At 62.5% G+C, this 9,592-nt stretch carries 11 protein-coding genes; 2 read left to right on the forward strand and 9 right to left on the reverse strand.

Going from position 1 to position 9,592, the window contains the following annotated elements:
• Together atpD and ACEK02_RS14560 are read left to right on the forward strand one after the other, a co-directional pair.
• Nucleotides 1-1,017, forward strand: a 1,017-nt coding sequence (atpD, locus tag ACEK02_RS14555; protein WP_371422389.1) for a F0F1 ATP synthase subunit beta, incomplete at its 5' end; no start/stop codon positions are given.
• Between the two features lie 101 nt (nt 1,018-1,118).
• The gene (locus ACEK02_RS14560; protein ID WP_371422390.1) at nt 1,119-1,526 is read left to right on the forward strand and encodes a F0F1 ATP synthase subunit epsilon; all 408 of its coding nucleotides are present in this window, start codon (nt 1,119-1,121) and stop codon (nt 1,524-1,526) included.
• A 43-nt stretch (nt 1,527-1,569) separates the two neighbouring features.
• On the opposite strand, the gene ACEK02_RS14565 is transcribed toward ACEK02_RS14560, so the two are convergent.
• The 9 genes from ACEK02_RS14565 to ACEK02_RS14605 all read right to left on the reverse strand — a co-directional run.
• Nucleotides 1,570-2,064 (reverse strand): RNA pyrophosphohydrolase, encoded by a 495-nt coding sequence (locus ACEK02_RS14565; RefSeq protein WP_371422391.1) that lies wholly within the window; start codon nt 2,062-2,064, stop codon nt 1,570-1,572.
• Between the two features lie 7 nt (nt 2,065-2,071).
• Complete coding sequence (locus ACEK02_RS14570) at nt 2,072-2,575, reverse strand: RNA pyrophosphohydrolase (protein WP_371422392.1); 504 nt, start codon at nt 2,573-2,575, stop codon at nt 2,072-2,074.
• Nucleotides 2,576-2,684: 109 nt separating this feature from the next.
• Complete coding sequence (locus ACEK02_RS14575) at nt 2,685-3,890, reverse strand: divergent polysaccharide deacetylase family protein (protein WP_371422393.1); 1,206 nt, start codon at nt 3,888-3,890, stop codon at nt 2,685-2,687.
• 144 nt (nt 3,891-4,034) lie between these two features.
• Nucleotides 4,035-5,411, reverse strand: a complete 1,377-nt coding sequence (locus ACEK02_RS14580; RefSeq protein WP_371422394.1) for a S41 family peptidase — start codon at nt 5,409-5,411, stop codon at nt 4,035-4,037.
• Nucleotides 5,408-6,712, reverse strand: coding sequence for a murein hydrolase activator EnvC (locus tag ACEK02_RS14585; protein WP_371422398.1), 1,305 nt, complete (start codon nt 6,710-6,712; stop codon nt 5,408-5,410). Before ACEK02_RS14585 ends, ACEK02_RS14580 begins: the two co-directional genes overlap by 4 nt.
• A 126-nt stretch (nt 6,713-6,838) precedes the next feature.
• Nucleotides 6,839-7,321, reverse strand: coding sequence for a 23S rRNA (pseudouridine(1915)-N(3))-methyltransferase RlmH (gene rlmH / locus ACEK02_RS14590; protein WP_371422395.1), 483 nt, complete (start codon nt 7,319-7,321; stop codon nt 6,839-6,841).
• 46 nt (nt 7,322-7,367) lie between these two features.
• On the reverse strand, nt 7,368-7,733 hold the full coding sequence (gene rsfS / locus ACEK02_RS14595; protein WP_371422399.1) for a ribosome silencing factor: 366 nt from the start codon (nt 7,731-7,733) through the stop codon (nt 7,368-7,370).
• Nucleotides 7,734-8,093: 360 nt separating this feature from the next.
• Nucleotides 8,094-8,723, reverse strand: coding sequence for a nicotinate-nucleotide adenylyltransferase (locus tag ACEK02_RS14600; RefSeq protein ID WP_371422396.1), 630 nt, complete (start codon nt 8,721-8,723; stop codon nt 8,094-8,096).
• Between the two features lie 30 nt (nt 8,724-8,753).
• A partial coding sequence (locus ACEK02_RS14605; protein ID WP_371422397.1) for a glutamate-5-semialdehyde dehydrogenase occupies nt 8,754-9,592 on the reverse strand: 839 nt, incomplete at its 5' end.

Genomic DNA, 9,592 nt, shown 5'->3' on the forward strand with positions numbered 1-9,592 from the left:
CCTTACGCCAAGGGCGGCAAGATCGGCCTGTTCGGCGGCGCCGGCGTCGGCAAGACGGTTCTCATTCAGGAACTGATCAACAACGTCGCGAAGGCGCACGGCGGCAACTCGGTGTTCGCCGGCGTTGGTGAGCGCACCCGCGAAGGTAACGATCTCTATCACGAATTCATCGAGTCCAAGGTGAACGCAGATCCGCACAATCCGGATCCGGCCGTGAAGTCGAAGTGCGCTCTCGTGTTCGGCCAGATGAACGAGCCTCCGGGCGCCCGCATGCGCGTCGCTCTGTCCGGTCTGACCGTCGCTGAGCACTTCCGCGATCAGGGCCAGGACGTGCTGTTCTTCATCGACAACATCTTCCGTTTCACCCAGGCAGGTTCGGAAGTGTCCGCTCTGCTCGGCCGCATTCCTTCGGCGGTGGGTTATCAGCCGACACTGGCGACCGACATGGGCGCGCTGCAGGAGCGCATCACCACCACGCATAAGGGTTCGATCACCTCGGTGCAGGCCATCTACGTTCCGGCCGACGACTTGACCGACCCGGCGCCTGCTACGTCGTTCGCCCACTTGGACGCGACGACCGTGCTCAACCGCGCGATTTCGGAAAAGGGCATCTACCCCGCAGTGGATCCGCTCGACTCCACCTCGCGCATGTTGTCCCCGCTGATCGTTGGCCAGGAGCACTACGAGACCGCGCGTATGGTCCAGCAGGTGCTGCAGAAGTACAAGTCGCTGCAGGACATCATCGCCATTCTCGGCATGGACGAACTGTCGGAAGAGGACAAGCTGGCCGTGGCCCGCGCCCGCAAGATCGAGCGCTTCCTGTCGCAGCCGTTCTTCGTCGCTGAAATCTTCACGGGTTCGCCAGGCAAGTTCGTCGAGCTCGCCGACACCATCAAAGGTTTCCGCGCGATCTGCGAAGGCAAGTACGATCACCTTCCGGAAGCGGCCTTCTACATGGTCGGCGCGATCGAGGAAGCCGTCGAAAAGGGCAAGAAGCTGGCTGCTGAAGCCGCTTAAAGGGCGCATAGCTGATAGTGAGTGGTGAGTAGCTAGCAGCTTCCGCCACTCGCTTCGCTTCCGCCACTCACTCTTCACTAGTCACTATTCGCAGGTTCACGATGGCCACCTTCCACTTTGATCTCGTTTCCCCGGAAAAGCTCGCTTTCTCGGGCGAAGTCGATCAGGTCGATATCCCGGGCGCCGAGGGTGACCTCGGTGTGCTCGCGGGCGCCGCCCCGCTGGTCGCTGCGCTGCGTCCTGGCATCATGACCATCACGTCAGGTGGTTCGACGCAGAAGATCATTGTGCTCGGCGGTCTCGCTGAAGTCTCCGACAAGGGCCTCACGGTGCTCGCCGACGTGGCGACGTCGATCGCTGAGCTCGACCGCGAAGCTTTCGCTAAAGACATCGCCGAGATGGAAGAGAAGCTGGCCGAGAAGGAAGGCTCCGCGCTGGACCGTGCCATCGAGCGCCTCGACCACTTCAAGGTCATCCAGCAGCACGTCACCTCGACGGCGATGCACTAGGCGCTATAGCCCGGATAGCGCTTCGTTTCGTCAGGGCTTCGCTTCAGACAAATTTGGCGAACTGCTCCGCCACCGCGCGATAGACATCGCGCCGGAACGGCACCACGAGATCGGCAACACGATCCAGCCGCTCCCAGCGCCAGGCATCGAATTCAGCCGGCTGACCGTTGCGTGGCGTCAGCGGGTCGACCTCGGCATCGTCCCCGGTGAATCTCAGCGCGAACCACTTCTGCCGCTGCCCGCGAAATTGCGCAAAGCGATGGCTGGAATCCTTGAACGGGATGAAGTCGTAGGTCATCCAGCCGGTCTCGCCGAGATAATCGGCATGGATGACGCCGGTCTCTTCCCACAATTCCCGCATCACGGCGACGCGAGGATCTTCATCGGGATCGATGCCCCCCTGCGGCATCTGCCACTCCAGGCCCGGAAGGACGATCTCCGGCCCATCATCCTTGAAGCGGCGGCCGATCAGAACCTTGCCGTCGGCATTGAACAGAGCGACGCCCACATTGGGGCGATAGGGCCGGTTATCTGTCATTGCGGCACTAGCCGTCCGCCAGACCGGCGAATTCCTTCACCACCCGCTCATAAACCGGGCGCTTGAACGGCACGATCAGCTCCGGAAGGTTCTTCATCGGCTCCCAGCGCCAATTGACGAACTCGGCCTTGTGGCCGCCCGGCGGATGCGTGACGTTGATTTCCTTGTCATCACCGGTGAAGCGCACGGCGAACCATTTCTGCCGCTGGCCGCGATAGCGCCCTTTCCAGGCCCGCCCGGCTACCGTGCGGGGAATGTCATAGATCAACCAGTCCGGCACTTCGCCAAGCTTCTCGACCGATTGGACCCCGGTTTCTTCATAGAGCTCACGCTTGGCGGCTTCCCAGGTGTCCTCACCAGGATCGACGCCGCCCTGCGGCATCTGCCAGACATGCATGTCATCGACGTGCTCGATACCGCCTGCGCGGCGGCCAATAAAGACGAGCCCTTGCGGGTTGATCAGCATCATTCCGACGCAAGTTCGATAGGGCAGGTCTTCGTAGCGCGCCATTCCGTCAATGCCTCTCGCGTCCGTTCGAGCACTCTTTACGCAGCGATTCGGCTTTCGCTGAATCGCAACGATTCGGCGATGCCGAATTCACCCTAGCCCAAAGACGACGCTAGCTTGATTTTGATTTCAGCATCGCGGTTGTCAATGGCACGAGCATGACTCCGCGGCCTTCGAGGGTTTTGGCCCAGGCGCTGATACGCTCGATCGAGATCGGCAGCGCCGAGGCGACGCCGACAGCCACACCGCGTTCCTTGGCCAGCCCCTCGAGCCGCGCCAGCGCCTTATCGATATCTGCGGAGGTCGGTACCGCGTCGATGGCGACATCGGAGCGTGCGAAGGGCATGCCCTGCCCTTCGGCGGCGGCAGCCGCAACGCTGCGCGGCGTCGTGCCGTCGTCGAACAATGCGAGCCCGCGCTTGCTGGCTTCGCGGGCGATGGGTTGCATCGCCGTGTCCGTGGCGATGAAGCGCGCCCCCATGAAATTGGCGACGCCGACATAGCCCTGGAAGCGGCTCATATGCCACATCATGCGATCGAGGTTCTGCTCGGCCGTCGCCGAGGACAACAGGGTCTGCGGGCCGGGATCGTTGTCGGGATAATCGAACGGTTCCATGGGCAGTTGCAGCAGCACCTCGTGGCGCTGCGCACGGGCGCGTTCGACCAGTTTACCGGGATCCGAACCATAGGGCGTGAAGCCGAGAGTCACCGCCGGCGGCAGCTTCATGATGGCATCGGTGGTCTTGGCTGCACCGACGCCGAGGCCGCCGATGACGATGGAAATGCTCGGCGTCTTCATCGCTTTGGCGCGTTCGGCTTCGGAGCCGGCGGCATAGGCCGTGACCGGCTTCAGCGCGCCGATGGCGATGGGCACCATGCCGTGGCGGGTTTTCTCCAGCAGTTTCTGGTCGATCCCCGTCATGACCGGCGGCGGCGCATCGGCCGCAGTGCTGTCCGTGCTATCGCTCGACACCACGACATCCTTACGGGCGCCGCTGGAGCCATCGATGATGGTGATGGTCTTCTGGCCGGGGGCCTCGGGCGTCTTGGCCGTCTCCGGCGTGCCGTGCTTGACCTCGACCGGAGGCTTCGCAGCAGTCTTGTCCTCCGTCACGGCAGGCGCCTTGATCGCGACACGCGCAACCGGCTCGCCGCCCATCGGGTCATTACTGAAGATGGCAACGCCGAGAAAGCCGAGCAACAGCAGCGCGAGTATCGTGGCAAGCGCCTGCGTTCCGGAAAAAGGCAGCCGGAATCGCCGCTTGCGCGTCAATTTTTGTCCAAGCGGGGCGCTTAGATCGTCTGCCGACACTGCCATGGATCTCCCGAATCAGCAGACCGGACAATAACACGCCCGGTTGTCGTCACCGCACCCGGAAGGCGCGGGATCACCTGGACGGATTGCAACAAAAAGGGCGACCCGAAGGCCGCCCGTTCCGCAGAATTGATATGCGCTTGTCGATCAGTTCGGCTTGGCGGCCGCCTTGTCGTCTGCCGGCTTGTCCGCAGCGGCGGCGGCTGCCGGCGGCGGTGTGATGACCGCGTTCGACGTCACCTTGATGCCATGGAGCAGGTCGGTAGCAGCCTTGAGCGCCTTGTCGTTCTTGGCATCCGGCGGCACGTAGGACTGCGAACCGGTCTTCTCGTCGCCATCATTCTTGAGATGGCCACGGAGCGAGGCTTCGCCCTTGATGTCGCGAGACTTCAGTTCATCCGGCACGTCCTGCACGATCTCGATGTCCGGGACGATGCCCTTGGCCTGGATCGACTTGCCCGACGGCGTGAAGTAACGCGCCGTGGTCAGACGCAGCGCGCCGTTGCCGGAGCCCAGCGGGATGATGGTCTGCACCGAGCCCTTGCCGAACGAGCGCGTACCGATGGTGGTCGCACGCTTGTGGTCCTGCAGCGCGCCGGCGACGATCTCCGATGCCGAAGCCGAACCGCCATTGATCAGCACGACCACGGGCTTGCCCTTGGTCAGATCACCCGCATGTGCGGTGCGACGCTGGGTTTCTTCCGCGTTGCGACCGCGGGTCGATACGATCTCACCGCGCTCGAGGAACGCGTCGGAAACGGTGACGGCTTCTTCAAGCAGACCGCCCGGATTGTTGCGGAGGTCGATGATGTAGCCCTTGACCTTGTCCGCACCGATGGCCGCGGTCTGCGCCGCGATCTCGCGCTTCAGGCCTTCAGTCGTCTGCTCGTTGAAGGTGGTGATGCGGATGTAAGCGATATCATCGCTTTCAACGCGGGCACGCACCGAGCGGACGCGGATATTGTCGCGCACGAGCGTGACGTCGAGTGGATTGTCCTGGCCCTTGCGGATGATCTTCAGCTTGATCTTGGTGTTGACCGGACCGCGCATCTTCTCAACGGCCTGGTTCAGGGTGAGACCCTGCACCGCTTCGTCGTCGAGGCTGGTGATAATGTCGTTGGCCATGATGCCGGCCTTCGACGCCGGGGTATCGTCGATCGGCGACACCACCTTGATCAGGCCATCTTCCATGGTGACTTCAATGCCGAGGCCGCCGAACTCACCGCGGGTCTGCACCTGCATGTCACGGAAGCTCTTGGCATCCATGTAGCTGGAATGCGGATCGAGGCCGGCGAGCATGCCGGAGATCGCCGATTCGACCAGCTTGCTGTCGTCGGGTTTCTCGACATAGTCGCTGCGGACGCGCTCAAACACGTCGCCGAACAGGTTGAGCTGGCGGTAGGTGTCCGAGGTCGCAGCGCGGGCACTGGTGCCCATGAACACGGCGCGTGGTTGGGTCACGAAGAGCGTCAAGGCGGCGCCAGTGGCAGCACTCAGCAGAATTATGGAAGTCTTGCGCATCATCCGCGAACCTTTTCGCCTTCGTTAGCGGCCCACCATGGGCCTGGATCAATGGGAGTCCCGTCCTTACGGAACTCGATATAAAGCACAGGCTGGCTGGCATTGGCCGCAAGGACGGATGCCACCCGGGATGTTGATCCCATGACAGCGATCGGTTCCCCGGTAAGGACGAACTGACCAATGCTCACCGAAATGCGCTCCATCCCGGCGATCAAGACATGATACCCGCCCCCAGCGTTGAGGATCAAGAGTTGTCCATAGCTACGGAACGGACCGGAATAAACAACCCAGCCGTCACACGGTGTTGTGACCTGCGCACCGGCCCGTGCGGCCAGTGAGATGCCTTTTTCGACGCCCCCGACACCATCGGAACCGCCGAAATTACGAATTTTAACCCCGTTGACCGGAAGTGCGAACATGCCCTTCGCCGAGGCAAAGGCGATCGCCGGGCTCAGCCGGCCGGGGTCCTTGAAGGCGCCGATATCCGGCTTGCCATTGCTGAACGTCGCCGGCGTGCCCTGCAGACTGGCCGTGGCTGCCGCCTTTGCCGCTGCCTTGGAGTCCTGCTCCATCTTCGCGATCAGGCCCTGCAGACTGTCGACTTGACGAGACAGGGTCAGCGCACGCGCCGCCTCCGCTTCCATATCCTTTTCGGCAGCCAACTGCTGCTTCTGGCGCTCATCAGTGAAGGACGCGAGGCGCGTCTGTTCTTCCTTCAGCTTGTCGCGGTCACCGGCAAGCTGATCGCGCTCGGTCGAGATCGCCTTGCGCAAATTCACGAGTTCGCTGAGGTCGGCCACCAGTTGCTCGGCGCGCGCGCGCATCTCGGGCACAACGGAGCCGAGCAGCATCGCGGTGCGCAGCGACTTCAGCGCGTCTTCGGGTCGCACCAGCAAAGCCGGCGGCGCGCGGCGGCCGGCGCGCTGCAACGCAGACAGCACTTCGACGATTTCGCCGCGGCGCGATTCCAGCGTACCGCGGATCTTCTGCTCGCGCGCATCCAGCGGACGCAATCGCACTTCGGCATCGTCGATGCGGGTTTCGACACCGCGGACACGGGCGGCAATATCGATGAGCTGCTGACTGAGCTTGCCGCGGTCCTGTCCGATCGCCGCAATATCGGCTTTCAGTTTTGCCTGCAGCTCCGCGGCGCTCTTCTGCTGCGCGCGGATCGCTTCGAGCTCCTGCTCGCGCTGGCGAATGATATCCGGCGATGGCGCATTGGCCTGCTGGATCGGCGCAGCCGTTTGCGCCTCGACCGAAGTCGTCATCAAACCTGCAAGGGCGGCTGATACCAGCATCATGGACAACGACGATGAGCTCGACATCCCGCGGCGAACGGCGGCGTGTTCAGAGGGAATGGACCGCGGTGACAGCATCGTGGTTTCGACAGCGCCTTCTTTCAAACGCGATAGGCTCAATATAGCGAGCTAAACGCGGTGATACGGGTGGCCAGCCAGAATAGTGGCGGCCCGGTAAATCTGTTCCAGAAGCATGACGCGAACCATTTGATGCGGCCAGGTCGCCGAGCCGAAGGCAATGCTGAGTTTGGCTTTGCTCCGCAATTCGGGCGAAAGTCCGTCCGCCCCGCCAATGACAAAAACATTATATGGCACCGATTCGTCCCGCCACTTCCCGATATGGCGGGCGAAACTGGCGCTATCGACGCTACTGCCACGCTCGTCGAGCGCGACTAACACAGCCTTTTCCGGAATCAGTGCCGAAATCGCCGCTGCTTCCTCATGGATCCGGGTCGCCGCATCGCGCGCACGGCTTTCCGAAATTTCATGAATCGCCAAACCGCGAAAGCCGAGCTTGCGGCCGATATCGTCGAAGCGATCACGGTACCGTTCCGCGAGCTCGCGTTCCGGACCCTGCTTAAGCTTGCCGATGGAGATCACAACCAGATGCATCGGCGCAGACTAGCACGCGCCGCGCCGTTGCCGAATGCCTGCTGGCTCAAACAGCCTTCAGATCGATCCGCGGTTCATCTGACGGGCTCTGCGTCCACAAACGTTCCAGATTGTAGAATTCGCGAACTTCAGGCCGGAAGACGTGCAGGATGACTTCGCCGGTATCGATCAGCACCCAATCGCAATTGGACAGGCCTTCGACATGCAGCTTTTTCTGACCGGCTTCCTTGAGACCCTTGGCGACATTCTCGGCCACCGCGCCGACATGGCGGTTCGACCGGCCGGTGGTCACGACCATGTAATCGGAGAAAGCCGACTTACCGCGCAGATCGATGGTCACCGTTTCCTCGGCCTTCATGTCGTCAAGGCGGGAGAGAACGAGATTGAGCGTTTCGGTCGCGGTGTCGCGCATCGCCGTAGTTGATTTCTTCGCCTTGGGCGAAGCAACCTTCTTCGGAATGACAGCCTTCGGTGCAGCTTTTGCAGCAGCAGGTGTCTTGGCTGCACCCTTCGGCTTTGCGGTTTTGGTTGCGGCAGCCTTTTTGGGCGCGGCAGCCTTCTTTACCGAAGCGGACTTCTTGGGTGGGACAACCTTGGACGAGGCTTTCTTGGCGCCCGTCTTGGACAATACAGAAGTGGCCAGAGGACCATTCCTTTCACTGTATTGGGACGCCGAATCCGACGCCCGGTGAAATCAAGTATGCATGTGGGAATGCCGGATTCAATATTCCAGCGCCCGCCCTATAGCACTTATCGGGCGAGTGTTGTGGAATTACGTCTTCCAGCTGCCATCCGGGTTCCGCAGCCGGGTGGAGGACAGATTCAGCTTCAAACCGGTCAGAAATACCCATGCGGGGGGCTTCAGGTCGGCCAATGACCCAGCATCCTGCTCCGGTATCCGGTAACGGCCGAGGGCCTGGGCGGCGGTCGATGCCAGTCCCTGGAAGCTCTGCGGCGGCCGGTCGATGACCGCAAAGGGCACCTCTCCGGCAATTACCTGCCAGCTCTCCCAACGGTGAAACTGGGCGAGATTGTCGGCACCCATGATCCAGACAAATCGTGCTTGCGAACATCGACGTCGGAGGTAGCTGATGGTGTCGACAGTATAGCGCGTACCGATGACACTCTCGAGACAGGTGACATCGATGCGCGGATGATCAGCCATCGCCCGCGCAGCAGCCGCGCGCGCGGCGAGATCGTGCAGATTGCGCTGATCCTTGAGCGGGTTGCCCGGCGACACCAGCCACCAGACGCGATCGAGCTGCAGCCGCTTCATCGCGAACAGGCTGATGGCCCGATGCGCGGCGTGCGGCGGATTGAACGATCCGCCGAGCAGACCGATCCGCATGCCGGGACTATGCGGCGGTATACCCTGCGCCGGCGGGACTGAATGCGACTCCAATTCAGTCTCCACGCGCCCACGCGCAACTTATCACGGCCGGGTCTGTCCGGTGCCGTGAATGCGATATTTGAAACTGGTGAGCTGCTCGGCGCCGACCGGGCCGCGCGCATGGAATTTGCCGGTGGCGATTCCGATCTCCGCGCCGAAGCCGAATTCGCCGCCATCGGCGAATTGCGTCGAGGCGTTATGCAGCACGATCGCCGAATCCACTTCGTTGAGAAACTTCGTGGCTACGGCGACGTCCTCGGTGACGATCGCATCGGTATGGTGCGAGCCGTGATCGCGAATATGCGCGAGCGCATCGTCCACACCGTCGACGACCCTCGCCGAGATGATCGCATCTTCGTATTCGGTGTCCCAATCCTCGTCCGTTGCAGGCTTGACGCGCGCATCGGCCTGCTGCACGGCGGCGTCGCCGCGCACCTCGCAGCCGGCGTCGATCAGCATTTCCACCAGCGGCTTGAGATGCGTGCCTGCCACCGCGCGGTCGATCAGCAGCGTTTCCGTCGCGCCGCAGACACCGGGACGGCGCATCTTCGCATTCAGCACGATCGACTTCGCCATATCGAGCTTGGCGGCGCGATCGACATAGACGTGATTGACGCCTTCGAGATGGGCGAACACCGGCACCCGCGCTTCGGCCTCGACGCGCGCGACCAGGCTCTTGCCGCCGCGCGGCACGATCACATCGACGCCGCCATTGAGGCCGGTGAGCAGCAATCCGACCGCCGCACGATCGCGCGTCGGCACCAGCGTAATCGCGGCTTCCGGCAGACCGGCTTCACGCAGGCCCTGCACCAGACATTCGTGAATCGCGCGGCAGGAGCGGAAACTGTCCGAGCCGCCGCGCAGGATCACGGCATTGCCGG

It is taken from the genome of Tardiphaga sp., assembly GCF_041424195.1.
Taxonomy (GTDB): Bacteria; Pseudomonadota; Alphaproteobacteria; order Rhizobiales; family Xanthobacteraceae; genus Tardiphaga.

Bases quoted from the DNA above. Each gene is read 5' to 3' on its own strand.
- ACEK02_RS14580 (WP_371422394.1), bottom strand. From the start codon at position 5,411: ATGATGCGCAAGACTTCCATAATTCTGCTGAGTGCTGCCACTGGCGCC.
- ACEK02_RS14560 (WP_371422390.1), top strand. From the start codon at position 1,119: ATGGCCACCTTCCACTTTGATCTCGTTTCCCCGGAAAAGCTCGCTTTC.
- ACEK02_RS14570 (WP_371422392.1), bottom strand. From the start codon at position 2,575: ATGGCGCGCTACGAAGACCTGCCCTATCGAACTTGCGTCGGAATGATG.
- ACEK02_RS14585 (WP_371422398.1), bottom strand. From the start codon at position 6,712: ATGATGCTGGTATCAGCCGCCCTTGCAGGTTTGATGACGACTTCGGTC.
- rsfS (WP_371422399.1), bottom strand. From the start codon at position 7,733: ATGCGCGACACCGCGACCGAAACGCTCAATCTCGTTCTCTCCCGCCTT.
- ACEK02_RS14575 (WP_371422393.1), bottom strand. From the start codon at position 3,890: ATGGCAGTGTCGGCAGACGATCTAAGCGCCCCGCTTGGACAAAAATTG.
- rlmH (WP_371422395.1), bottom strand. From the start codon at position 7,321: ATGCATCTGGTTGTGATCTCCATCGGCAAGCTTAAGCAGGGTCCGGAA.
- ACEK02_RS14565 (WP_371422391.1), bottom strand. From the start codon at position 2,064: ATGACAGATAACCGGCCCTATCGCCCCAATGTGGGCGTCGCTCTGTTC.